The following is a 23742-nucleotide window of genomic DNA, read 5'->3' on the forward strand; positions in this document are numbered from 1 at the left end:
ACTCTACACGCGGTGTATACGCCGTGTGTATACGCGCGGTGTGCAGTGCTTGGCGCTGCGTACGGACGCCCAGGTGGGGACCTGTTGTCACGGTTCTGTCACTGGGGTTCGGGCGGGCCCGCGGGCGGGCGACCGCGGCGCGGGATCGGTCGCGTCTCCTTCGGCAGGCGTCCCGCCTCGGCGAGCGCCTTGCGCAGCAGGAACTCGATCTGCGCGTTGGCCGAGCGCAGGTCGTCCCCGGCCCAGCGGGCGAGCGCCTCGTAGACGGCCGGGTCCAGCCGCAGCAGCACCTGCTTGCGCTGCGGCCGGCCCTGGGGAGCGGTCACTGGTAGAGCGTCCCCGTGTTGAGCACCGGCTGGGGCGCCCGGTCGCCGCAGAGCACCACCATCAGGTTCGACACCATCGCCGCCTTGCGCTCCTCGTCCAGTTCGACGATGTCCCGCTCACCGATCCGCGCGAGCGCCGCCTCGACCATGCCGACGGCTCCGTCCACGATCTGCCGCCGGGCCGCGACGACCGCCCCGGCCTGCTGCCGCTGGAGCATCGCCGAGGCGATCTCGGGGGCGTACGCGAGGTGCGTGAAGCGCGACTCGATGATCTGCACGCCGGCCGCCTCCACGCGCGCGTGCAGTTCGAAGGCGAGCTTCTCGGTGATCTCCTCAGCGTTGCCGCGCAGCGACAGGCCGTCCTCCTCGTGGGCGTCGTAGGGGTACTCGATGGCGATGTGCCGGACGGCCGCCTCGGTCTGGGTGGAGACGAACTCCAGGAAGTCGTCCACCTCGAAGCTGGCCTGTGCGGTGTCCTCGACCCGCCAGACGACGACCGCGGCGAGCTCGATGGGGTTGCCGTAGGCGTCGTTGACCTTGAGGACCGCGGTCTCGTGATTGCGGACCCGGGTCGAGATCCTGGACCTGGAGGTGAGCGGGTTCACCCAGCGCAGCCCGTCCTGCCGGATCGTCCCCCGGTACCGCCCGAAGAGCTGGACCACCCGGGCCTCGCCCGGCGCGACCATGTTCAGCCCGCACATCGCGAGGAACGCGGCGAGGGCGATCAGGGCGCCGCCGACGATCAGCGCGGCCTTGGCGCCGGTCCCGTCGACCGCGGTGGCCGCGGCGACGCAGCCGGCTCCGAGGGCGAGCCCGAGCAGGCCGAGCAGCAGGGCGAGTCCGCCGCCGATGCTGTGCGCGGCGAACTCGCGCACCCGTGGCGCCGGCATGTCGGGTACGTCGGCGGTGGTGGAGCTGTGGTCCTTGGGCATGGAGGGTCCCCCGTTTCTGCGCGTTGCTTAGCTTCCATCTAGCTAAGTGATATCACTTTAGCCCAGTCAGGCAACCCTGCGCACCTCTCAGCGGTCGGTTCCATAGGGGTGGGTGCTGATTGTCACGTCCGTAAAAGACAGGATCGGCGTCCCTTTGTCACATCTCCCGGTGTTAGCTTTCTGAGCTGACCTGAGCGGCGAACCTGTGTGGCATCGGTGCACACGAGAGCGAAGCGGAGCGGATCGGACTCATGGGACGAGCGGAAGAGAGACGAGCACGGCAGCGCGGTGGCCGCCGCGCGGCGCCCAGGCGTCGCCGCTCGTCCGGCCCGGCGGGCGCCGGCGGCATACGCCGGTTCTTCACCTGGAAGAAGATCCTCGGCACGTTCCTGGGGCTGTTCCTGCTCGGCATCGGCGGCTTCGTGGTGCTGTACATGATGGTGCAGGTGCCCCAGGGCAACGCCGCCGCCAGGCTGCAGAGCAACGTCTACAAGTACAGCGACGGCACGGTCCTCGCCCGTGACGGCAAGGTCAACCGCGAGATCGTCGACCTGTCCAAGGTGCCCGAGGAGATCCGCAACGCCTTCGTCGCCGCCGAGAACAAGTCCTTCTACAAGGACTCCGGCGTCGACTTCAAGGGCACCGCCCGCGGCTTGATCAACACGGTCAGCGGCAAGGGCGCCCAGGGCGGCTCCACGATCACCCAGCAGTACGTCAAGAACTACTACCTCACCCAGGAGCAGACCGTCACCCGCAAGCTGCGGGAACTGGTCATCTCCCTGAAGGTGGACCGCCAGATGTCGAAGGACGAGATCCTCGCGGGCTACCTCAACACCAGCTACTTCGGCCGCAACGCCTACGGCATCCAGGCCGCCGCGCAGGCCTACTACCGGGTCGACGCCGAGAAGCTCAGCGTCGAGCAGGGCGCGTATCTGGCGGCCCTGCTCCAGGCGCCGAGCCAGTACGACTGGGCGGTCGCCTCCGAGACCGGCAAGGACCTCGTCAGGGCCCGCTGGGACTACGTCCTCGACAACATGGTCGAGGAGGGCTGGCTGAACTCCGCCGACCGCGGGTCGATGAAGTTCCCGGTGCCCAAGGAGCCCAAGGCCGCCGCGGGCCTGGAGGGCCAGAAGGGCTACCTCGTCGAGCTCGCCAACAGCCAGCTCGAAGAGCAGCTGATGAAGCAGGAGGGCCTCTCCCGCTCCGAGGCCGAGACCCAGGTCAAGAGCCAGGGGTGGACCATCACCCTGAACATCGACCGCAAGCGGCAGGCGCGGCTGGAGGAGGCGGTCGAGACCGAGCTCACCAGCAAGCTGGACCCGAAGGAACGCCCCGTCGACGCGGACATCCAGGCGGGCGCCGTCTCCGTCGACCCCAAGACGGGCAAGATCGTCGCCCTGTACGGCGGCGAGGACTACTTCAAGCACTACCGCTCCAACGCCACCCGGAACGACTACCAGCCCGCGTCGACGTTCAAGCCGGTCATCCTCGCCGCGGCCCTGGAGAACGGGGCGAAGAACCAGGACGGCGAGACGATCGGCGCGAGCACGGTCTACGACGGCACCAGCAAGCGGCCGGTGGTGGACGCGAACGGCAAGAAGGTCGGCTTCGCCCCGCCGAACGAGGACGACGTCGACTACGGCGACGTCACCGTGCAGACCGCCATGAACAAGTCCGTCAACTCGGTGTTCGCGCAGATGGGCGTGGACGTCGGCATGGCCGAGGTGATGGACACCGCCGCCGACCTCGGCATGGACGAGGACCTCCAGGCGGTGCCCGCGCAGACGCTCGGCACCATGGGCGCCAGCCCGCTCCAGATGGCCGGGGTCTACGCCACCCTCGACAACCACGGCAAGCAGGTCACCCCGACCCTGATCAAGTCGGCCGAGCAGCAGAACCGCACCGTCGAGATGCCCGACGCGATCGGCGAGCAGGTCATCAGCCGCGAGGCCGCGGACACCGTGACCTCGGTGCTCACCGGTGTGGTCGACGACGGTACGGCCCGGCGCTCGGTGCGGGACAACCCGGCCCGGGACGGCCAGCAGGTCGCGGGCAAGACGGGTACGTCGGACTTCGGCAGGTCGGCCTGGTTCACCGGCTACACGCCGGACCTGGTGACCGCGGTCGGCATGTTCGGCGAGGACGCCAAGTCGGGCGACCAGGTCAACATGAAGGGCGCGACGGGCACCCTGCCGGGCACCGGCCGGGTCAACGGCGGTGGCCTGCCGGCGTCGATCTGGGCGGCGTACACCTTCGGCGTGACGGACACGGACGCCGAGTTCGACCTCGACACCGACCAGGGCGCCGCGGTGGAGCCGACCTGGACGCCGACGCCGACGCCGGAGCCGAGCCGCACCCCGACCCAGGAGCCCACCACCAAGGCTCCGACCACCCAGGCCCCGTCGAAGACCCCGACGCAGACGCCGACCGGCACCCCGACGACGGACGAACCGACGGACGAGCCCACGACGGACCCGCCGGCGACGACGACACCGCCGACGGACGAGATCCCCGAGGATCCGGTGGATCCGAACGAGGACGACCGATAGCGAAAGGGCGCCCGGTGGTCCGCACCGGGCGCCCTTCGTCGTTCCGTCCGCGGCACTCAGCCGCGATTGAGCTCGAACCACACCACCTTGCCGGTGCTGAGCCGTGTGGCCCCCCACCGCCGCGCCAGCTTGTTGACGAGGTACAGGCCCCGGCCGCCCTCGTCCGTCGCCCGGGCCTGCCGGAGCCGGGGCAGCTGCGGCACGTCGTCGCCCACCTCGCACCGCAGCACGTCCGTGCGCAGCAGCCGCAGTGTGACCGGCCGGGAGGTGTACCGCACCGCGTTGGTGACGACCTCGCTCACCAGCAGCTCGACCGAGTCGGACATGTCCTCCATCCCCCACCGGGACAGCGCACGCCGGGCCAGCCGCCGCGCCCGCCCGGGCGCCGCGTCCTCCGGCTCCAGGTACCAGTACGCCACGTCGCTGGGCGCGATCCCGTCGAAGCGGGCTGCGAGCAGGGCGATGTCGTCGTCCCGGTCACCGGGACCGAGCATGTCCAGCACCTCGTCGCACAGCGCCTCCAGCGGCGGCGGATGATCCGGCCCGGTCAGCTGGGCGGTCGCGGCGAGCTTCTCGCGCAGTTGCTCTATGCCGGTCCACACGTCCCGCAGCCGCGACTCCACCAGGCCGTCGGTGTACAGCAGCAGGGTGGCGCCGGCCGGCGCGTCCAGCTCCACGGCCTCGAAGTCGACCCCGCCGACCCCGATCGGGGCGCCCGGCGGCACCCGCAGCACCTCGGCCCGGCCGCCCAGATGCAGCAGGACCGGCGGCGGATGACCGGCGTTGGCGATCGTGATGCGGTGCGCGACCGGGTCGTACACGGCGTACAGACAGGTCGCCATGCGGTCCGTGCCGAGCCGCTGGGCCTGCTCGTCGAGGTGGTGCAGCACCTCCTGCGGCGGCAGGTCCAGGCCCGCGAGCGTCTGGGCCGTCGTCCGCAACTGCCCCATGATCGCGGCGGATGTCATGGAGTGGCCCATGACATCGCCCACCACCAGCGCCACCCGGCTGCCCGGCAGCGGGATCGCGTCGTACCAGTCGCCGCCCACCCGCGCGGTCTCGGCGGCCGGCAGATAGCGGGACGCGAGCCGTACCCCGGTCGGCCGGGGGAGGGTTTCGGGCAGCATCGTGCGCTGGAGCTCGTCGGCGATGTACGCCTCACGGCCGTACAGCACCGCCTTGTCGATGCCGAGCGCGCTGTGCGTGGCCAGTTGGGCGGCGACCAGGAGGTCGTCCGCCTCGAAGGCGATGCGCTCGGGGCGGCGCAGGAAGATCGCGGCGCCGATCACCCGGCGCCTGCCGCGCAGCGGCGCGAGGATCGCGCGCTGGCCGGAGGGCACCACCAAGTCCCCGTCATCACCCAGGAGTTCGGGCAGCGCGGCGCTGGCGGCGGGCGCGTCGGCGAAGACCGGACGGACCCCGCGCAGCACCTCGGCGAGCGCGCCACCGGGCCGCACCTCGCACAACTCGGCGGTCACGGCGGACAGTTCGGCCAGCTCGGTCGGCTCCGGCGCGCCCTGCGCGGGCAGGAAGCCGCCGTCGGTGTCCCGCTCCTCCGGTATTCGGTCGGTGCGGCGCAGCCGCAGCACGACGGGCCCGGTGGGCCGCTCGTCGCCGACCGGCAGCGGGTCGCGGAGATAGACGAGGATCGCGTCGGAGAACGTCGGCACGGTCGCCCGGCACAGCCCCATCACGATCTCGTCGAGGTCGATGCCGCGGGCGATCCGCCGCGTCGCGGCCCCCACGAACCGCAGCCGGTCCCCGTCCCGCCGCATCGGCGTCGGACGGCCGGGCGCCACTCCCTGCCCGCTGCGGCGCTCCTCCGGGGCGGGCGCGGTGCTCGGCTGGGCCGGGATGCCCTCCGGGACCGGCCGGGGGCGGTGGGTGTCGGCCTCCGCGGCGGCGGAGGGCTGCGCATGCTCGGGACCGTTGCTCACGGGGGCCTTGTCGTTGCCGGACGGGGCGGTGGTGCCCGGGGTGGAGGGCGGTTCACCGGTGCGCGCCTGCGCCGGTAACGCGGCGGCGCCGGGCGCGCGGGACGGGGTCGGGGTACGCAGGAGCGCCCCGCGGGGGTCCGCGGGGTCGGCGCCCAGGGGGCGCTCGAACGAGGTCGGCTGCTCCGTCACGCGTGTCGCATCCATCCGTCCGGGGCGTGTTGTTCGTCCCGCCGAAGTCCCGATACCCGCAATACCTGCCCCAGGAACGGAATTCCCGCGTGGCCAGAGGCAGTTCCTGTGCCACCGGCGGGCTGTGCGCCGCCCGTCCCGGTGTTGCCCTCGTACCCCTCGCTCACGTCCAGCCGCCCCTCGGTGACGATCGGTCAAGCCCAGTGCACGCTCCGGTGGTTGCCTCCGCGCGCCCTTGCGGAGGACGATCCTACGTTTCATGCCCGGGGGCGCATCAAGGGTCTCATGAGGACATGTGCGCGGGCGTACGGCCTGCGTCCTCCGGCAGTGCTCGCGGCGGTTCTCCCGGGATCTCCTCCGGCAGTGACGGTACAGCCCAGGACGGGTTCGGGCGCCAGTGCTGCCAGCCGTCCGAGAACGGTGACCCCCAGGCGCGGATCACCTCCACCGCGGAACGCCCGGCCTCCCGGACCCGTTCGGCGGTGCGGGCGTCCATCAGGCCGTCCTGCTGGGCCTGCGCGAACTCGTCCTCGTCGCGCCAGCCCCAAGTCCGGTCAGGGTACACACAGATGTCCAGGAAGTGGTCCTCGGAGTCCACCCCGTCCGGCCGGCGGACCAGCGGCTCCTCCAGGTTCACGTACCAGTTCTTGAACCGCCAGCCCGCGTCCCAGAACAGCCACACCGACCACGGCTGCCCGGGCCCGGCCAGTTTCAGCACCCCGGTGCCGAACCAGCGGTCCCGCTGCACCGTGCGCGGCTTGGTGTAGCGCGACCGCAGGGGCTCCTCGTGCACGGGGGTGCCGTCCGCGAGCGCCGGCTTGAGGCACTCGGTCCCGGGCGCCAGCCAGACGGCGAGCAGTTCCGGGTCGTCCCGGACGACGGTGACCGGACGCACGATGTGGAAGCGCGCGCCGCCGTTCTCCCGGTACCGCCACAGAATGTGACTGCCGGGCGCCCAGTGCGCCGTCGCGCCGCCCGCTTCCGCCGTCGTCATCGCTCCACCGTCCGCCATGCACAGATAGTAGGTGTCACCGACTGCCGTCGCTGCGGCGAACGTCACGCCCCGCGCGCCCGGCGCCGATCGTCACGGGCGCGTCATCCGCAGGACATCCAGGGCTTCGTCCAGCTCAGCGAGGGTCAGGTCGCCGCGCTCCACATACCCGCTCTCCAGCACGACTTGACGGATCGTCCGGCGCTGCGCGAGCGCCTTCTTGGCCACCTTGGCGGCTTCCTCGTACCCGATGTACTTGTTCAGCGGTGTGACCACGGAGGGTGACGACTCGGCGTACTCGCGGGCCCGTTCACGGTGCGCGACGATGCCGTCGACCGTCCGGTCGGCGAGCAGCCGGGAGACGTTGGCGAGCAGCCGGATCGATTCCAGGACGTTCTTCGCGATGACCGGGAGCATCACGTTGAGCTCGAAGTTGCCGGCGGCCCCGGCGGTGGCGACGGTGGCATCGTTCCCGGTGACCTGCGCGGCGACCATCAGCACCGCCTCCGGAATGACCGGATTGACCTTCCCCGGCATGATCGAGGAACCGGGCTGGAGATCGGGCAGCGAGATCTCCGCGAGCCCGGTGCGCGGCCCGGAGGCCATCCACCGCAGATCATTGGCGATCTTCGTCAGCCCGACCGCGATGGTCCGCAGCTGCCCGCTGATCTCCACGACGCCGTCCCGCGCGCCCTGCGCCTCGAAGTGGTCGCGCGCCTCGGTCAGCGGCAGCCCGGTGGCCCGGGCGACCTCCTCGATGACGGCGGCGGAGAAACCGGGCGGGGTGTTGATGCCGGTGCCGACGGCGGTGCCGCCCAGCGGCAGCTCGGCGAGCCGGGGGAGGGAGGCCTCCAGCCGCTCGATCCCGTACCGGACCTGGGCGGCGTACCCGCCGAACTCCTGCCCCAGCGTGACCGGCGTGGCGTCCATGAGATGGGTGCGCCCGGACTTCACGACGTCCGCGAACTCCTCCGCCTTGCGGCCGAGGGAGTCGCCGAGGTGCCGGAGCGCGGGGATGAGATCGCGGGTGACGGCGGCGGTGGCGGCGATGTGGAGGGAGGAGGGGAAGACGTCGTTGGACGACTGCGAGGCGTTCACATGGTCATTGGGGTGTACGTCCCGGCCGAGCCGTTCGCTCGCGAGCGTGGCGATGACCTCGTTGGTGTTCATGTTGGACGAGGTGCCGGAGCCGGTCTGGAACACGTCGACGGGGAAGTGCTCGTCCCACTTCCCGTCCGCGACCTCGGCGGCGGCCCACCGGATCGCCTCGGCCACGTCCTTGTCGACCACGCCCAAGTCGGCGTTCACCTTCGCCGCGGCGCCCTTGATCCGCGCCAGCGCCTCGATGTGCGCCCGCTCGATCCGCTGCCCGGACACCGGGAAGTTCTCCACGGCACGCTGGGTCTGGGCCCGCCACTTGGCGTGCGCGGGCACCCGGACCTCGCCCATGGAGTCGTGCTCGATGCGATAGCTCTGCTCTTCGTCGGCCACTGCCGATCACCTCCACCTGGCACAGCGTCCCGGACATGTCACCTGTTCCCCGTCGGCGCTGATCGTCACAGCGCGCGCGGGGGGCGGGGCGGGGGCGGACAATGAAGGCACGCAGGGGGACCGTCACCCCACAGGAGGCAGGACATGCTCCGCAGCTTCAGGACGCTCGGCGCGCTCGGCGCCGGTCTGGCGGCGGCGACCGCCCTGGTCATGGCGGCCCCTGCGGCCGCGCAGGAGGACGACTTCACCCTGTACGCCCGGGAGGTCGCGGGCGACGAGGAGGAGCAGCAGCAGGCGCCCGAGGTCGGCGACACCTTCTCCTTCGCCGACGACCTCTACCGGGACAAGGGCGGCGACAAGGTGGGCCGGGACGGCGTCGCCTGCACGGTGGTGCGCACCGGCAACCCCATGGACATCCAGTGCCTCGGCACCTTCGTGCTGTCCGGCGGCCAGATCACCGCACAGGTGCTCATGACGGTCCCGCTGGACGAGTCGGCCGAGCTGCCCGCCTTCGACGCCTCCGTCACCGGCGGAACCGGCGACTACCGCGGCGCGAGCGGCGAGATCCGGTTCACCGACGACGGGGACTACCAGCGACTGGACTTCGACCTGGGCTGAGCGACGGCTCCCCTCGCCGGAGAGCCGTCGCTCAGGCGGTTACGCCAGTCCCGGACCCCGTACCGGGATCGACGTGAAGGTCGGGGCCGGGGCCGGGTCCTGGAAGAAGTCGTTGCCCTTGTCGTCCACCACGATGAACGCCGGGAAGTCCTCGACCTCGATCTTCCAGACCGCCTCCATGCCGAGCTCCTCGTACTCGACGACCTCGACCTTCTTGATGCAGTCCTGGGCGAGCCGGGCCGCCGGGCCGCCGATGGAGCCGAGGTAGAAGCCGCCGTGGGTGCCGCACGCGTCGGTGACCTGCTTGCTGCGGTTGCCCTTGGCCAGCATCACCTTCGAGCCGCCCGCGGCCTGGAGCTGCTCGACGTAGGAGTCCATGCGGCCGGCCGTCGTGGGCCCGAAGGAACCGGACGCGTAGCCCTCGGGCGTCTTCGCCGGGCCCGCGTAGTACACCGGGTGGTCCTTCAGGTACTGCGGCATCTCCTCGCCCGCGTCCAGCCGCTCCTTGATCTTGGCGTGTGCGATGTCGCGGGCCACGACCAGCGGGCCGGTGAGCGAGAGCCGGGTCTTCACCGGGTACTTGGTGAGCTCCGCGAGGATCGTCTCCATCGGCTGGTTCAGGTCGATCTTCACGACGTCCGCCGAGTCGTCGAGGTGCTCGTCCGTCGTGTCCGGCAGGAAGCGCGCCGGGTCGGTCTCCAGCTGCTCCAGGAAGACGCCCTCGGCGGTGATCTTCGCGACGGCCTGCCGGTCGGCGGAGCAGGACACGGCGATGGCGACCGGGCAGGAGGCGCCGTGCCGCGGCAGCCGGACCACGCGCACGTCGTGGCAGAAGTACTTGCCGCCGAACTGCGCGCCGATCCCGATCTTCTGCGTCAGCTCGAAGACCTTCTCCTCCAGCTCCTTGTCCCGGAACCCGTGCCCGAGCGGCGAGCCCTCGGCCGGGATCTCGTCCAGGTAGTGCGCGGAGGCGTACTTGGCGGTCTTCAGCGCGTACTCGGCGGACGTGCCGCCGACGACGATCGCCAGGTGGTACGGCGGGCAGGCGGCCGTACCGAGCGAACGGATCTTCTCCTCCAGGAACTTCATCATGGAGGCCTCGTTCAGGACGGCCTTCGTCTCCTGGTAGAGGAAGGACTTGTTGGCGGAGCCGCCGCCCTTCGCCATGAAGAGGAACTTGTAGGCGCCGCCGTCGGTGGCGTACAGCTCGATCTGCGCGGGGAGGTTGGAGCCGGTGTTCTTCTCCTCCCACATGGTCAGCGGGGCCATCTGCGAGTAGCGCAGGTTGAGGTTCAGGTACGCGTCGTGGATGCCGCGCGAGAGGGCCTCCTCGTCCCCGCCCTCGGTCAGCACGTTCTGCCCGCGCTTGCCCATCACGATCGCCGTGCCGGTGTCCTGGCACATCGGCAGCACGCCCGCCGCCGCGATGTTCGCGTTCTTCAGCAGGTCCAGGGCGACGAACTTGTCGTTGCTCGACGCCTCGGGGTCGTCGATGATCCGCCGCAGCTGCGCCAGGTGCGCGGGGCGCAGGTAGTGCTGGATGTCGTGGATGGCCTCCGCGGCGAGCTTGCGCAGCGCCTCCGGCTCGACCTTGAGGAACGTCCGCCCGTCGGCCTCGAAGGTGGAGACACCCTCGGAGGTCACCAGCCGGTACGGGGTGGTGTCCTCTCCCATGGGGAGCAGATCGGTGTACGCGAACTCAGGCATGTCGCCCATTCCTCACTCGACAGATGCGGCGGCCGACCTCCATCGGTCAGCGCCCACCAGGGTAGGACCTGCCGCCGGAGGCGGGCTTGTGAGGTAAGGCTCAGTTCGGCCGGGAACGGGGGGCTATCGCGATCTATCGTGTGTGGGTACGCTTCTCTCGTGGACCTTCAGAAGCAGACCGCGCCCGCTGCCGCCGCCGAGCTCCGTGCCTCCGACGCCGACCGCGACCGGATCGCGGACATCCTCCGCGAGGCACTCGCCGAGGGCCGCCTCACCGCCGAGGAGCACAGCGAGCGGGTGGAGGGGGTGCTGGCCGCCAAGACGGTGGGTGAGCTGGAGGTCTTCATCAAGGATCTGCCCGCCGCCCATGGTCCCCGGCCGGCGGCGTCGTACGGCCTCATCCCGAGCCGCCCCGCGAACCTCCCCACCGACCCCGACGACACCGCGATCGCGATCTTCAGCAGCGCCGTCCGCAAGGGCCGTTGGCGTGCCGGGCGCCGGATCCACGCGTACGCGGTCTTCGGGAGCGTGGAGATAGACCTCAGCGAGGCGCTCTTCGAGTACCAGCAGGTCGTCGTGAAGGCGGTCTCGGTCTTCGGCAGCGTCGAGGTCCGCGTCCCGGAGAACGTGTCGCTGCGCGGCACCGGCGGCGGTGTCCTCGGCAGCTTCGAGGTGGACACCCTGGACGCGGAGGACGCGGCGGCGCCCGTGGTCTACGTGGACGGGTGGGCCGTACTGGGCAGCATCGAGGCCAGGCCCCGGCGCGGCAAGCTGGTGACCGACATCCTCGACCGGGTCCATGCCAAGGTCGAGAAGAGTTTGCGCAAGCATCTGAATCATTGACAGATGCGAATCCGGGGCGAACCGAAAACATTCGGTCCGCTCATCCGGCCACGCGCGAGCGCCGGAATCCAGCGCTTCGGAACTGACTGCATAGGCGCGCGCACAGCGGGTAGACCTTGCTGCATCGTCTCTCGCTCGCGAAGCCGTCGTCAGGAGTAGACCGTGCTGCAACCGCCGCATTCGTCCCTGCATGTCGCTGCCGTCCCGGCTCAGCGGGTGCCAGTGCAAGACAGGGACCAAGACGCGCCCTGGCACACCGAGGCGGTGTGCCGACGCGACGAGGCCGGCCTGTTCTTCGCTCCCTCCAAGGAGCCCACCGCGGCTCGGCTCTCCCGCGAGGAGGCGGCCAAGCGGGTCTGCGCACGCTGCCCGGTGATGGTCGAATGCCGCGAACACGCCCTCCTGCAGCCCGAGCCCTACGGGGTCTGGGGCGGCCTCACCGCGGCGGAGCGCCGAGTGGTCCTGGCTCGCCGCAGGCGCCGCGACCTGGAGCTGAAGAAGGCCGCGAGGACGACGGGCCGCATAGCGCAGGCGGGCTGAGACGCACAGGCGGAGAAAAGGCGCCCCCTCCGCACCGGGGGCGCCCATTGGCCGCTGATCGGCCCGCTGCTTCCGCCTACTTGGCCCGGTCGAAGTCGATCGCGCTGTACGCCCGCAGCTTGCTCAGCCGGTGCTCGGAGTCGATCCGCCGCACCGTCCCCGACTTCGACCGCATCACGATCGACTCGGTGACCGCGGAGTCCGCCCGGTACCGCACACCCCGCAGCAGCTCACCGTCGGTGATGCCGGTGGCGACGAAGAACACGTTCTCACCCTGGACGAGGTCCTCGGTCGTCAGCACCCGGTCGAGGTCGTGCCCGGCGTCGATCGCCCGCTGCCGCTCCTCGTCGTCCTTCGGCCACAACTTGCCCTGGATGGTGCCGCCGAGGCACTTCACGGCACAGGCCGAGATGATCCCCTCCGGCGTACCGCCGATGCCGAGGAGCATGTCGACGCCGGTGCCCTCGCGCAGGGCGTAGATCGAAGCCGCGACGTCACCGTCGGAGATCAGCTTGATGCGCGCGCCGGCGTCCCGGATCTCCTTGATGATCCCCTCGTGCCGGGGCCGGTCGAGGATGACCACGGTGACGTCCTCCGGCGTGGACCGCTTCGCCTTGGCGACCCGGCGGATGTTCACCGACACCGGCGCGTTGATGTCGACGAAGTCGGCGGCCTCGGGCCCGGTGACCAGCTTGTCCATGTAGAACACGGCCGACGGGTCGAACATCGCCCCGCGCTCGGTGGCCGCGAGGACGGCGATCGCGTTCGGCATGCCCTTGGCGGTCAGCGTGGTGCCGTCGATCGGGTCGACGGCGATGTCCACCTCGGGTCCGGTGCCGTCGCCGACCCGTTCCCCGTTGAAGAGCATCGGCGCCTCGTCCTTCTCGCCCTCACCGATGACGACGACGCCGTTCATCGAGACGGTGGAGACGAGGGTCCGCATCGCGCGCACCGCGGCACCGTCGGCGCCGTTCTTGTCACCGCGCCCGACCCAGCGGCCCGCGGCCATGGCGGCTGCTTCGGTGACCCGGACGAGTTCCAGGGCGAGGTTGCGATCGGGGGCCTCGGAGGGGACATCGAGCTCGGACGGCAAGTGATGATGTTCGGTCATCGGAGCGCACCTTTCTGATACGACGACGGCCGGATGAGGGTGATGGCCACGACTCTATCGTCAGGCCTGCAGAATGAGCAGGGGGCCCCACGGATGAGCGGACCGGGCACCTGCGACGATAGGGGCGTGGCAGGTACGAACGCTAAGCAGAAGTCGGTCCGCAACATGGTCCTCTCCCTCGCGGTGACCATCCTGGCGGCGGGGGTCGTGTACCTCTTCATCCCGCACGAGGAGTCCGCCCCGGACCTCAAGCGGGTCGACTACCGGGTGGAGCTGCTCACCGCGCGCCGCGCGGCGTCCTACCCCGTGGTCGCCCCCGAGGGGCTGGCCAAGGAGTGGAAGGCGACCTCGGTGCGGTTCCGGGGCGACGAGTCCGACGCCTGGCACCTCGGCTTCCACGCCCCGGACGGTGAGTACGTCCAGATCCGGCAGTCGGCGGCGCGGAAGGTGAAGCCGTTCCTCGACGACGCCACCCAGGGCGCCCGTGCGACGAAGGCCACCCAGGAGGTCGACGGCACGACGTGGACCCGCTGGACCGGCGGCCGCTACGACGCGCTCGTGCTGCAGGAGGACGGGGCGACGACGGTCGTGGCGGGCACGGGCTCGTTCGCGCAACTGGCGGAGATGGCGGGTGCGCTGAAGGCGGAGTAGGCCCGGCCGCACACGCAATCACGAAGGCCCCCGGCGTGCTGCCGGGGGCCTTTGTCATGGGTGCCGCTCAGTGGGGGGCCGCTCAGACGGTCGTGACGACCTCGTCGTAGGACAGCCGCGGGGAGCGCGGGAACCAGGCGTCGGGGCCCGGCTTGCCGATGTTGACCACCATCAGCGGGGTGTGGTCGTCGTCCAGGAACTCCTTGCGGACGCCCTCGAAGTCCAGACCGGTCATGGGGCCGGCGGCCAGGCCGGCGGCGCGGACGCCGATGATGAAGTACGCGGCCTGGAGGGCGGCGTTCAGCGTGGCGGAGCCCTCGCGGACCGGGCGCTCGGCGAAGAAGGCGTCCTTGGCTGCCGGGAAGTGCGGGAAGAGCGAGGGCAGTTCCTCGTGGAACTCGTTGTCCGCGGAGAGGATCGCGACCAGCGGGGCGGCGGCGGTCTTGGCCTGGTTGCCCTCGGCCAGGTGCTGCACCAGGCGCTCGCGGGCCTCGGGGGAGCGGACCAGGGTGACGCGCAGCGGCGACTGGTTGAAGGCGGTGGGGCCGTACTTGACCAGGTCGTAGATCGCCTGGACCTGCTCGTCGGTCACCGGCTCGTCGGTGAAGGTGTTCGCGGTGCGGGCCTCGCGGAACAGCAGGTCCTGGGCGGCGGGGTCAAGAACGAGAGACATGGGTGAACCTTCTCGGGGTGTACGTCGGATCCGGGCGCCGGATCGGCTGACACGTCAACCATATGCGAGTGAAGTTCAACGTTCAACAAAAACGGGAGGAGGGTGATCCGCTTCACAGGATCACGGGTGCTCACATTCGCACGATCAGGGGTGACTCACCTTCGCAGGATCAGGGGTGACTCACTCGCCCTCTGGCGCCGCCTCCTCCTCCGCAGCCAGTGCCGCGTCCAGCCTGGCCCGCGCGCCGTCCAGCCAGCGCCGGCACACCTTGGCCAGCTCCTCCCCGCGCTCCCACAGCGCCAGGGACTCCTCGAGCGTCGTGCCGCCCGCCTCCAGCCGCCGTACGACCTCGATCAGCTCGTCCCGCGCCTGCTCGTAGCCGAGCGCCTCATCCACCTTGCTGGTCATGCACTCACCCTAAGCATCGACTCGGACAGTGAACTCACCCGCGGAGACCCGCGCCCGCAGCACCTCGTCGCCGCCGACCTCGTCCGGATCCCGGACCACATGCCCGTCCGCCTTCTGCAGCACGGCGTACCCCCGCTTCAGGGTCGCCGCCGGGGACAGGGCCACCACGCGCGCGTGCGTGTGCGTCAGCTCGGAGTCGGCGCGGTCCAGGAGGTGGCCGAGGGTGCGGCGGCCGCGGTCCAGCAGGGCCGCGACATGATCGGCGCGCTCGTCGATCATCCGGTGCGGGTCCTCCATCGACGGCCGGCCCAGCGCATTGGCCAGCCCGCGCTCCTCCCGCTCGAGGTAGGCCGCGACACAGCGCCGGGCCCGCCCCTGCAGCATCCGCGCCCGCTCGTACTCCTCGCCCACGTCCGGTACGACCTTCTTGGCGGCGTCGGTGGGCGTGGACGCGCGCAGGTCGGCGACGTGGTCGAGGAGGGGGTTGTCGGGCTCGTGCCCGATCGCGGAGACCACCGGCGTACGGCACGCGGCGACCGTGCGCACCAACTGCTCGTCGGAGAACGGCAGCAGGTCCTCCACGCTGCCCCCGCCGCGGGCCACGATGATCACGTCGACGTCGTCGATCTCGTCGAGTTCCTTCACCGCCTGCACGACCTGCGGCACCGCGTGCACGCCCTGCACGGCGACATTGCGCACCTCGAAACGGACGGCGGGCCAGCGGTGCCGGGCGTTCTCCATGACGTCCCGCTCCGCGGCCGAGGCCCGGCCGCACACCAGCCCCACGAGCTGCGGCAGGAACGGCAGCGGCTTCTTGCGCTCCGCCGCGAACAGCCCCTCGGCCGCCAGCGCCTTCTTCAGCTGCTCCAGCCGCGCGAGCAGCTCGCCGACCCCGACCGGCTTTATCTCGGTGGCCCGCAGCGACAACTGCCCGCGCGGGGCGTACCACTCGGGCTTCGCCAGGACGACGACCCGCGCGCCCTCGCTCACCACGTCCGCCACCGCGTCGAAGACCTGCCGGAAACAGGTGACGCTCACGGAGATGTCGTACGACGGGTCCCGCAGCGTCAGGAACACCACCCCGGCGCCCGGCCGGCGGGAGAGCTGGGTGATCTGCCCCTCGACCCACACCGCCCCGAGCCGGTCGATCCACCCGCCGATGAGCCGCGACACCTCACCGACGGGCAGCGGGGAGTCCGCGGACGTGTTAGCAGCCATGTCCGTGAGCGTAACCGCAGGCACCGACATCGAATCGTCGTCGTGAGTGCGGCGGCGAAGTGCGGTGTGCGGCGGCGCTGCCCGGGCTCCACCCGGCGCTCACCCCACCCCCTTCGACTCCCGCCCCCGCTGCGCCCCCAGCACCACAACCCCCACCCCCAGCCACACCGCCCCCACCACCTGAGCCGCACCCGACGCCTCCACGATCACCGTGATCGTGATGGCCGCGCCCGCCACCGGCATCAGCACATGCCGCCACCAGATCACCAGCCCCGCGCGGCGGCGCACCGCGAACCAGCCCACCACGCTCGCGTGCAGCAGCGTGAAGGCGGTGAGGGCGCCGATGTCGACCACCGAGACGAGGTGATCCATGCCGTCGTCGCGGCGGGCCGCCCAGAGCGCCGCGGCCAGGGTGACCGCGGCCGCGCAGAGCAGGGCCGGCCGGGGAACCCCCGTGTCCGTCCTCGCCAGCACGCGGGGCAGGCGCCCGGCGCGGCCCATCGCGAACAGGAGACGGCCGGCCGCCGCCTGTCCGGCCAGCGCGGCGAACGCGGCGCCGATCGCCTTGCTCGCCGCCACCAGATCGTGCAGCCAGGTCCCGACCGATGCGTCGACGGCGTCGTAGAAGGCCGAGCCCTGCTTGGCCGGCTCGGCGGCCAGCTGTGCGGAGGACGTGGGTTCCAGCAACGCCACCAGGTAGGTCTGCGCCATGAAGAGGATGCCCGCGAGCGCCAGGCAGAACAGGACCGCCCGCGCCACCTTCCGCGAACCGCCGGTGACCTCCTCCGCGAAGGAGGCGATGGCGTCGAAGCCGAGGTAGGACAGGACCGCGATCGACACCGCCCCGAGCACCGCCGACAGCGCGAAGGCGCCCTGCGTGCCGTCCCCGGACAGCGGCGACAGCCACCCCCGCTCGGCGCCGTCCCGCGCGAGGACCACGACCGCCGACACCACGAAGACCAGCAGGACCACGATCTCCAGGGCCAGCACCAGAAAGCCCACGCGGGCCGCGGGCCGTACGCCCCACAGGTTCAGCAGCGTCGTCACGACCACCGCGATCGCCGTCCACACCCAGCGCGAGACCTCCGGGACCAGCGCCTCCATGGCGATCCCGGAGAAGAGGTAGGCGACCGCGGGAATCAGCAGGTAGTCCAGCATCGCCATCCAGCCCGCGATGAACCCCGCCCGCGGCCCGAGCCCCGCCCGCGCGTAGGCGAACACCGAACCCGCCTGGGGGACCACCCGCACCATCTGGGCGTAGCTGAATGCGGTGAACGCCATCGCCACCGTGGCGACGAGATAGACCAGCGCGACCGCCCCGTGCGACCTGGCGTCCAGCGTGCCGAACACGCCGACCGGGGCCATGGGCGCGATGAACAGCAGCCCGTAGACCACCAGGTCCCGGAAGCCGAGGCTGCGCCGCAGACCGGATGGTTCCGCCTCGGCCGAGGAGGCCGTACCGATGTCGGACATGCCGCAAGTGTCCGGAGCTGTCCTGCCCGGCGCGATCTTTGACCCGCCGAACGCGGCCTTACGATGGGACGCATGACTGCTTCGCCTGGCCGCCGTGTCCTGCTCGCCGCCCCCCGGGGCTACTGCGCGGGTGTGGACCGCGCCGTGATCGCCGTCGAGAAAGCCCTGGAGCAGTACGGGGCCCCCGTCTACGTCCGGCACGAGATCGTGCACAACAAGTACGTCGTGCAGACCCTGGAGCGCAAGGGCGCCGTCTTCGTCGAGCGGACCGAGGAGGTCCCGCCCGGCAACATCGTGATGTTCTCGGCGCACGGCGTCGCCCCCGTCGTCCACGAGGAGGCCGCCCGCGGCCGGCTCGCCACCATCGACGCCACCTGCCCGCTCGTCACCAAGGTGCACAAGGAAGCGGTCCGCTTCGCGAGCGAGGACTACGACATCCTCCTGATCGGCCACGAGGGCCACGAGGAGGTCATCGGCACCTCCGGCGAGGCCCCCGAGCACATCCAGCTCGTCGACGGCCCCGAGGACGTCGCCAAGGTCGAGGTCCGCGACGAGTCGAAGGTCGTGTGGCTGTCCCAGACCACGCTGAGCGTCGACGAGACGATGGAGACCGTCGACGCCCTCAAGGAGAAGTTCCCCCAGCTCATCTCCCCGCCCAGCGACGACATCTGCTACGCCACCCAGAACCGCCAGCTCGCGGTGAAGCAGATGGGCGCCGAGGCCGAACTGGTCATCGTGGTCGGCTCGCGCAACTCCTCCAACTCCAAGCGGCTGGTCGAGGTCGCCAAGCTCGCGGGCTCCCGCGAGGCCTACCTGGTGGACTTCGCGAGCGAGATCGACGAGGCCTGGCTGGAGGGCGTCACCACGGTCGGCGTCACCTCCGGCGCCTCCGTCCCGGAGGTCCTCGTCGAGGAGGTCCTGGAGTGGCTCGCCCAGCGCGGCTACGGCGATGTCGAGCTGGTGAAGGCGGCCGAGGAGTCGATCACCTTCTCTCTGCCGAAGGAGCTGCGCCGGGATCTGCGCGAGGAGGCCGCGGCCCTCATCGCGGAACGCACCGGCACCTCGCCGGCGTGACTGTCAGTCGTTCGTCGTAGCGTAGAGCCATGCAGATCTTCGGTGTGGACATCGGCGGGTCCGGAATCAAGGGCGCCCCTGTGGATCTCGACAGGGGCGACCTCGTCGAGGAGCGCTTCAAGGTGCTCACCCCTCAGCCGGCGACGCCCGACGGGGTGGCGGACGGCGTCAAGGAGGTCGTCGACCACTTCGGCTGGACAGGTCCGGTCGGGCTGACCTTCCCGGGCGTGGTGACCGGCGGGGCGACGATCCGTACGGCGGCCAATGTGGACAAGAGCTGGATCGACACCGACGCGCGCGCTTTGTTCGGCGAGCGTCTGGGCGGCCTGCCGGTGACGGTGGTCAATGACGCGGACGCCGCGGGCGTCGCCGAGGTGGCCTTCGGCGCGGGGCGGGACCGCAGAGGCACCGTCATCCTGCTGACCTTCGGCACCGGCATCGGCAGCGCCCTGTTCGTGGACGGCACCCTGGTGCCCAACACCGAGCTGGGCCATCTGGAGCTGCACGGCCATGACGCGGAGAAGCGGGCCTCCAGCAAGGCCAGGGAGGACAGCGAGCTCACGTGGGAGCACTGGGCGCACCGGGTGCAGAAGTACCTGGCCCATGTGGAGATGCTGTTCTCGCCGGAGCTGTTCATCATCGGCGGCGGGGTCAGCCGCAAGTCCCAGAAGTTCCTGCACTACATCGAGGGCATCAAGGCGGAGATCGTCCCGGCCCAGCTGCAGAACAACGCCGGGATCGTGGGCGCGGCGATGCGGGCGGCGACGCGGTAGGTCACACCGGGGGCCGGTTCCTGGCCACCCGGTGCCGCATCTGACGCACCTTGCGCACGGTCACGATCACACCGGTGACCAGGGTCCCGCCGTACAGCCACCCGGCCTGGGTGGCCAGTGCCGTGAACAGGCCCATCAGCCGGTCGCCGGTCCCGTCCCCGCCGTCGGCGACCGGCACCAGACCCAGCGCGAAGGCGATGGGCACGACGATGACCGCGGTCACCAGGTCCGCCCGGCGCACCCATGCCGCGGTCAGGACGCACACCGGCAGGAACAGCACGCCGTAGACCGTCAGCGACGACCCGAACAGCAGGGCGACCAGGCCGCCGAGCGTGAGCATCAGGGCGGTGCAGAAGAGTCCGACGCCCAGGCCGGTGAGGCGCGGGTTCGGCATCCGGCGCACCGCCTGCACCCACGGGGGCGGCGGCCGCCGGGCGGCGGCGGGGCGGCGGGGGGCGTCGGCGCGGGCCGGCGACCCCGGGGCGCTGCCCCTGGCCTGCGGGGGCAGCGGCGGGGTCCCGCGGCGCGTGCCGTGCTGCTGCCCGTACTGCGCCGGGCGCGTCCTGTGTTGCTCCACCGGACCAACTTAGGTCTGTTTATGTGTCGAATCGGCCTTCAGACACGCCGAGGGGCGGACCTTGGCCAAGCGTTCGATACGTCGCCGATGGCGGGCGGGGCACGCCGTAGACTGGTGGATCGGCCCCCTCGGCCGCCAGTCCTCCACTCACGTACGGGAAGTCGCAACGTGTCGCTCACGATCGGAATCGTCGGTCTGCCGAATGTCGGCAAGTCGACCCTGTTCAACGCCCTGACCAAGAACGACGTGCTGGCGGCCAACTACCCGTTCGCCACGATCGAGCCGAACGTCGGAGTGGTCGGCGTCCCGGACGCGCGCCTGGCCAAACTGGCCGAGATCTTCTCCTCCCAGCGGGTCCTGCCGGCGACCGTCGACTTCGTCGACATCGCGGGCATCGTGCGCGGCGCCTCCGAGGGGGAGGGCCTGGGCAACAAGTTCCTCGCGAACATCCGCGAGTCCGACGCGATCTGCCAGGTCATCCGCGCCTTCAAGGACGAGAACGTCGTCCACGTCGACGGCAAGGTCTCGCCCAAGGACGACATCGAGACGATCAACACCGAGCTGATCCTCGCCGACCTCCAGACCATCGAGAAGGTCCTGCCCCGGCTCCAGAAGGAGTCGCGGATCAAGAAGGACATCGCCCCGAAGGTGAAGGCGGTCGAGGAGGCCAAGGAGATCCTGGAGAAGGGCGACACCCTCTTCTCCGCGGGCATCGTCCAGGGCTCCGGCAACGAGGAGCTCCTGCACGACCTGCATCTCCTCACCACCAAGCCCTTCCTCTACGTCTTCAACGTCGACGAGGACGAGCTGACCGACGAGGCCTTCAAGGAGGAGCAGCGCGCCCTGGTCGCCCCCGCCGAGGCGATCTTCCTCAACGCCAAGCTGGAGGCGGAACTCGCCGAGCTGGACGAGGCGGACGCACTGGAGCTGCTGGAGTCGGTCGGCGCCGAGGAGCCCGGCCTCGCCACCCTGGCCCGCGTCGGCTTCAACACCCTCGGCCTGCAGACCTACCTCACGGCAGGCCCCAAGGAATCCCGCGCCTGGACCATCAAGAAGGGCGCCACCGCCCCCGAGGCCGCCGGAGTCATCCACACCGACTTCCAGAAGGGCTTCATCAAGGCGGAGGTCATCTCCTTCGCCGACCTGGTGGAGACGGGCTCGGTCGCGGAGGCCCGCGCGAAGGGCAAGGCCCGCATGGAGGGCAAGGACTACGTCATGCAGGACGGGGACGTGGTGGAGTTCCGCTTCAACGTCTGACGCCTCGCGTGTGAAGGACTGTGCCCGACCCGCTTCTCCGGCGGGTCGGGCATCTGTTTTTGTCCGCGAAGATCCCCGCCGCCCGCTCGCGGTCGGGGAGGATGCGGGGACTGCGAGAGAGGGGCGGGGCGCGTGGGGCGTGGGGAGCGGGAGGCGGTCGCGAGGGGAGCGCGGCTGTACGAGGCGGCGCAGGCAGTGGGCGCCGACCACGGCAGGGCGGTCGACGCGGTGCGGGCGGCGCTGAAGCCGATCCACGACGCGGAGGTCGCGCGGGAGCTCGACGCCATCCCCGTCGCCCGGCTGCAGGACGTCACGGAAGGACGGCTTCGGCTGGGGAACGTCGAGAAGAGCGGCCTCGCCACGGTGGGCCGTGTCCTCGAAGCCGGCCCCTATCGGCTGCGGCAGATTCCCGGTGTCGGGCAGCGCACGGTGGACCAGATCATCGCCGCCGCGCGCCGGCTGTCCGAAGCCGTGCACGAGACGGTGGCCGTCCACATCGACGTGGACCGGCCGGAGCCGGGCACCACCGCACTCGTCGGGGCCCTGCACGTCCTGGTGGAAGCCGGCCCGGACGCCCGGCGCGCGGTGGACCGGGCCGCGGCCCTGTCGGAACGGCTCGGCCCGCTGCTGGCCGACGCGGGGCCCGCCACCGGACAGCTCCGGATGCTGCTGGCCGGACGGGAGAGGAAGGCACGCGCGCTGGCGGCGGTGGCCGGCATCCGCTCCCTGGTCGACGAGGCGGAGCAGGCCGGTGTGCCCGAGCTGCTCGCCCAGGCCTCGGTCGACCTGCTGCGCGGGCCCTCGTCCGACATCGCGGCGTGGGTGGACTTCGAACTCCGTTCCGCGGAGTACTACAGCCTGCTCGCCGAGATCTCCGGGCGGCAGCCGGACGCGGCGGCCGCCGAGGGGTTCCTGCCGGACGAGATCGCCGAGCGGGTACGGACGCAGCAGCTCGACGACGCGCACCGGCGGGTCTCCCTTCGCGGCTACCAGGCGTTCGGCGCACGATTCGCCCTGGCGCAGCGCAAGGTGATACTCGGCGACGAGATGGGGCTCGGGAAGACCATCCAGGCGATCGCCGTGCTGGCGCACCTGGCCGCCGAGGGGCAGAGCCACTTCGTGGTCGTCTGCCCGGCGAGCGTCCTCGTGAACTGGACCCGCGAGATCGAGGCCCGCAGCGCCCTCCGCGTCATGGTGCTCCACGGTCCCGACCGGCACCAGGCGTTCGCCGACTGGAAGGGGCGGGGCGGGGTGGGAGTGACCACCTTCGACGCACTGCGCGGTTTTCCCGTGCCGGGCGGCGGGGAGGTCGGGCTGCTCGTCGTCGACGAAGCGCACTCCGTGAAGAACCCCAGGACCAAGCGGTCCCAGGCGGTCGCCCTGTGGACGGAGCGCTGTGAGCGCAGCCTCTTCATGACCGGAACCCCGATGGAGAACCGGGTCGCCGAGTTCCGCACCCTGGTCCGGATGCTCGACGACAAGGTGGCGGACTCCCTCGGTGAACGGGACGCCCTGGCGGGTTCCGTCGCCTTCCGCAAGGCCGTCGCGCCGGTCTACCTGAGGCGCAACCAGGAAGACGTGCTCACCGAACTCCCGAGCCTGCAGCAGACCGACGAGTGGGAGGAGCTGAGCGCCTCGGACGAGGAGGCCTACCGCGCAGCCGTGCGCGAGGGCAACTTCATGGCGATGCGCAGGGCCGCCTACCTGCGCCCCGAGAAGTCGGCCAAGCTGGACCGGCTCCGCGAGATCGTTCAGGAGGCCGCCGAGAACGGGCAGAAGACCGTGGTCTTCTCCTACTTCAAGGACGTGCTGGGCGTGGTGCGGGCGGAACTCGCCGAGGGGCCCACGGCCGGTACGCCGATGCTGGGTCCGCTCACCGGCAGCGTGCCCGCCGGGCGACGGCAGCAGATCGTCGACGACTTCGCCGCGATCACGGGGCCGGCGGTGCTCCTGGCGCAGATCCAGGCGGGCGGCGTCGGCCTCAACATGCAGGCCGCGTCCGTCGTCATCATCTGCGAACCGCAGATCAAGCCGACCCTCGAACACCAGGCAGTGGCCCGGGCCCACCGCATGGGCCAGGTCAGGCCGGTTCACGTGCACCGCCTGCTCGCCACCGGGGGAGTGGACGAACGCATGGTGCGGATGCTGGAGTCGAAGACCCGCCTGTTCGATGCCTACGCCCGCCGCAGCGCCGTCGCCGAAGCCACCCCGGACGCGGTCGACGTGTCGGACACCGAGCTGGCCCGCCGGATCGTCGAGGAGGAGCAGGCGCGCCTGGGTGTGACGAGCGGGAGGCGCACGGCAGCTGAGTGAGGACGGCCTCCAACTGCCTTGGGGCCGGGCCCTGTCCGGTGTGACGTGTGTCTCGTCGGGCCCATGTCACGTCCGGGGCCGGTCTCTCGTC

General features: G+C 71.0%; 21 protein-coding genes. 9 read left to right on the forward strand and 12 right to left on the reverse strand.

Annotated features, from left to right (window positions below; all coding sequences use genetic code 11):
• Positions 1–98: 98 nt before the first annotated feature.
• Positions 99–377, reverse strand: a complete 279-nt coding sequence (locus M8H82_RS25855; RefSeq protein WP_284049347.1) for a hypothetical protein — start codon at positions 375–377, stop codon at positions 99–101.
• Positions 323–1258 (reverse strand): SPFH domain-containing protein, encoded by a 936-nt coding sequence (locus M8H82_RS25860; protein WP_250077431.1) that lies wholly within the window; start codon positions 1256–1258, stop codon positions 323–325. The genes M8H82_RS25855 and M8H82_RS25860 overlap by 55 nt, the downstream gene beginning before the upstream one ends.
• 251 nt (positions 1259–1509) lie before the next feature.
• Here M8H82_RS25860 and M8H82_RS25865 point away from each other — a divergent pair, with 251 nt between their 5' ends.
• A complete protein-coding gene (locus M8H82_RS25865; RefSeq protein WP_250077432.1) occupies positions 1510–3807 on the forward strand; it encodes a transglycosylase domain-containing protein in 2298 nt (765 codons plus the stop codon).
• Positions 3808–3863: 56 nt separating this feature from the next.
• Here the strand turns inward: M8H82_RS25865 and M8H82_RS25870 are convergent, their stop codons facing one another.
• From M8H82_RS25870 to M8H82_RS25880, 3 genes are all read right to left on the reverse strand, one after another.
• On the reverse strand, positions 3864–5948 hold the full coding sequence (locus M8H82_RS25870) for a SpoIIE family protein phosphatase (protein WP_250077433.1): 2085 nt from the start codon (positions 5946–5948) through the stop codon (positions 3864–3866).
• A gap of 268 nt (positions 5949–6216) precedes the next feature.
• The gene (locus M8H82_RS25875; RefSeq protein WP_250077434.1) at positions 6217–6945 is read right to left on the reverse strand and encodes a DUF402 domain-containing protein; all 729 of its coding nucleotides are present in this window, start codon (positions 6943–6945) and stop codon (positions 6217–6219) included.
• A gap of 72 nt (positions 6946–7017) precedes the next feature.
• On the reverse strand, positions 7018–8415 hold the full coding sequence (locus tag M8H82_RS25880; protein ID WP_308293280.1) for a class II fumarate hydratase: 1398 nt from the start codon (positions 8413–8415) through the stop codon (positions 7018–7020).
• Positions 8416–8559: 144 nt separating this feature from the next.
• On the opposite strand from M8H82_RS25880, the gene M8H82_RS25885 reads away from it, so the two are divergent.
• Entirely contained in the window at positions 8560–9033 is a 474-nt protein-coding gene (locus M8H82_RS25885; RefSeq protein ID WP_250077435.1) for a hypothetical protein, read from the forward strand.
• Positions 9034–9072: 39 nt separating this feature from the next.
• Here the strand turns inward: M8H82_RS25885 and M8H82_RS25890 are convergent, their stop codons facing one another.
• Positions 9073–10740, reverse strand: coding sequence for a fumarate hydratase (locus M8H82_RS25890; RefSeq protein WP_250077436.1), 1668 nt, complete (start codon positions 10738–10740; stop codon positions 9073–9075).
• Between the two features lie 159 nt (positions 10741–10899).
• Between M8H82_RS25890 and M8H82_RS25895 the strand changes: the two genes are divergently transcribed.
• Together M8H82_RS25895 and M8H82_RS25900 are read left to right on the forward strand one after the other, a co-directional pair.
• Entirely contained in the window at positions 10900–11583 is a 684-nt protein-coding gene (locus M8H82_RS25895; protein ID WP_250077437.1) for a DUF1707 domain-containing protein, read from the forward strand.
• Positions 11584–11745: 162 nt separating this feature from the next.
• Entirely contained in the window at positions 11746–12123 is a 378-nt protein-coding gene (locus tag M8H82_RS25900) for a WhiB family transcriptional regulator (protein WP_250077438.1), read from the forward strand.
• A 76-nt stretch (positions 12124–12199) separates the two neighbouring features.
• On the opposite strand, the gene glpX is transcribed toward M8H82_RS25900, so the two are convergent.
• Positions 12200–13234 carry a class II fructose-bisphosphatase gene (gene glpX / locus M8H82_RS25905; protein WP_250077439.1) on the reverse strand — a complete coding sequence of 345 codons (1035 nt, stop codon included), beginning with the start codon at positions 13232–13234 and terminating at the stop codon, positions 12200–12202.
• A 126-nt stretch (positions 13235–13360) separates the two neighbouring features.
• Between glpX and M8H82_RS25910 the strand changes: the two genes are divergently transcribed.
• Positions 13361–13885 (forward strand): DUF4245 domain-containing protein, encoded by a 525-nt coding sequence (locus M8H82_RS25910; protein ID WP_250077440.1) that lies wholly within the window; start codon positions 13361–13363, stop codon positions 13883–13885.
• Positions 13886–13967: 82 nt separating this feature from the next.
• Here the strand turns inward: M8H82_RS25910 and M8H82_RS25915 are convergent, their stop codons facing one another.
• The 4 genes from M8H82_RS25915 to M8H82_RS25930 all read right to left on the reverse strand — a co-directional run bounded on the left by M8H82_RS25915 (position 13968) and on the right by M8H82_RS25930 (position 17657).
• Complete coding sequence (locus M8H82_RS25915; RefSeq protein WP_250077441.1) at positions 13968–14558, reverse strand: malonic semialdehyde reductase; 591 nt, start codon at positions 14556–14558, stop codon at positions 13968–13970.
• 180 nt (positions 14559–14738) lie between these two features.
• On the reverse strand, positions 14739–14966 hold the full coding sequence (locus tag M8H82_RS25920; protein WP_250077442.1) for an exodeoxyribonuclease VII small subunit: 228 nt from the start codon (positions 14964–14966) through the stop codon (positions 14739–14741).
• Between the two features lie 9 nt (positions 14967–14975).
• The gene (gene xseA / locus M8H82_RS25925) at positions 14976–16184 is read right to left on the reverse strand and encodes an exodeoxyribonuclease VII large subunit (RefSeq protein ID WP_250077443.1); all 1209 of its coding nucleotides are present in this window, start codon (positions 16182–16184) and stop codon (positions 14976–14978) included.
• A gap of 99 nt (positions 16185–16283) precedes the next feature.
• A complete protein-coding gene (locus M8H82_RS25930; RefSeq protein WP_250077444.1) occupies positions 16284–17657 on the reverse strand; it encodes an APC family permease in 1374 nt (457 codons plus the stop codon).
• A 72-nt stretch (positions 17658–17729) separates the two neighbouring features.
• On the opposite strand from M8H82_RS25930, the gene M8H82_RS25935 reads away from it, so the two are divergent.
• Together M8H82_RS25935 and ppgK are read left to right on the forward strand one after the other, a co-directional pair.
• Positions 17730–18731, forward strand: a complete 1002-nt coding sequence (locus M8H82_RS25935; RefSeq protein ID WP_250077445.1) for a 4-hydroxy-3-methylbut-2-enyl diphosphate reductase — start codon at positions 17730–17732, stop codon at positions 18729–18731.
• Between the two features lie 29 nt (positions 18732–18760).
• Positions 18761–19504 (forward strand): polyphosphate--glucose phosphotransferase, encoded by a 744-nt coding sequence (gene ppgK / locus M8H82_RS25940; RefSeq protein ID WP_250077446.1) that lies wholly within the window; start codon positions 18761–18763, stop codon positions 19502–19504.
• A gap of 1 nt (position 19505) precedes the next feature.
• On the opposite strand, the gene M8H82_RS25945 is transcribed toward ppgK, so the two are convergent.
• On the reverse strand, positions 19506–20081 hold the full coding sequence (locus M8H82_RS25945; protein ID WP_250077447.1) for a DUF6542 domain-containing protein: 576 nt from the start codon (positions 20079–20081) through the stop codon (positions 19506–19508).
• A 168-nt stretch (positions 20082–20249) separates the two neighbouring features.
• On the opposite strand from M8H82_RS25945, the gene ychF reads away from it, so the two are divergent.
• Both ychF and M8H82_RS25955 read left to right on the forward strand, forming a co-directional pair.
• Entirely contained in the window at positions 20250–21338 is a 1089-nt protein-coding gene (gene ychF / locus M8H82_RS25950; RefSeq protein WP_250077448.1) for a redox-regulated ATPase YchF, read from the forward strand.
• A gap of 132 nt (positions 21339–21470) precedes the next feature.
• Entirely contained in the window at positions 21471–23651 is a 2181-nt protein-coding gene (locus M8H82_RS25955; RefSeq protein WP_250077449.1) for a DEAD/DEAH box helicase, read from the forward strand.
• The last annotated feature ends 91 nt before the right edge of the window (positions 23652–23742 follow it).

Origin of the sequence: Streptomyces sp. YS415 (assembly GCF_023544665.1) — a bacterium.
GTDB lineage: Bacteria > Actinomycetota > Actinomycetes > Streptomycetales > Streptomycetaceae > Streptomyces.

Bases quoted from the DNA above. Each gene is read 5' to 3' on its own strand.
- M8H82_RS25860 (WP_250077431.1), bottom strand. From the start codon at position 1,258: ATGCCCAAGGACCACAGCTCCACCACCGCCGACGTACCCGACATGCCG.
- M8H82_RS25865 (WP_250077432.1), top strand. From the start codon at position 1,510: ATGGGACGAGCGGAAGAGAGACGAGCACGGCAGCGCGGTGGCCGCCGC.
- M8H82_RS25870 (WP_250077433.1), bottom strand. From the start codon at position 5,948: ATGGATGCGACACGCGTGACGGAGCAGCCGACCTCGTTCGAGCGCCCC.
- M8H82_RS25875 (WP_250077434.1), bottom strand. From the start codon at position 6,945: ATGGCGGACGGTGGAGCGATGACGACGGCGGAAGCGGGCGGCGCGACG.
- M8H82_RS25885 (WP_250077435.1), top strand. From the start codon at position 8,560: ATGCTCCGCAGCTTCAGGACGCTCGGCGCGCTCGGCGCCGGTCTGGCG.
- M8H82_RS25890 (WP_250077436.1), bottom strand. From the start codon at position 10,740: ATGCCTGAGTTCGCGTACACCGATCTGCTCCCCATGGGAGAGGACACC.
- glpX (WP_250077439.1), bottom strand. From the start codon at position 13,234: ATGACCGAACATCATCACTTGCCGTCCGAGCTCGATGTCCCCTCCGAG.
- M8H82_RS25915 (WP_250077441.1), bottom strand. From the start codon at position 14,558: ATGTCTCTCGTTCTTGACCCCGCCGCCCAGGACCTGCTGTTCCGCGAG.
- M8H82_RS25920 (WP_250077442.1), bottom strand. From the start codon at position 14,966: ATGACCAGCAAGGTGGATGAGGCGCTCGGCTACGAGCAGGCGCGGGAC.
- xseA (WP_250077443.1), bottom strand. From the start codon at position 16,184: ATGGCTGCTAACACGTCCGCGGACTCCCCGCTGCCCGTCGGTGAGGTG.
- M8H82_RS25930 (WP_250077444.1), bottom strand. From the start codon at position 17,657: ATGTCCGACATCGGTACGGCCTCCTCGGCCGAGGCGGAACCATCCGGT.
- M8H82_RS25935 (WP_250077445.1), top strand. From the start codon at position 17,730: ATGACTGCTTCGCCTGGCCGCCGTGTCCTGCTCGCCGCCCCCCGGGGC.
- ppgK (WP_250077446.1), top strand. From the start codon at position 18,761: ATGCAGATCTTCGGTGTGGACATCGGCGGGTCCGGAATCAAGGGCGCC.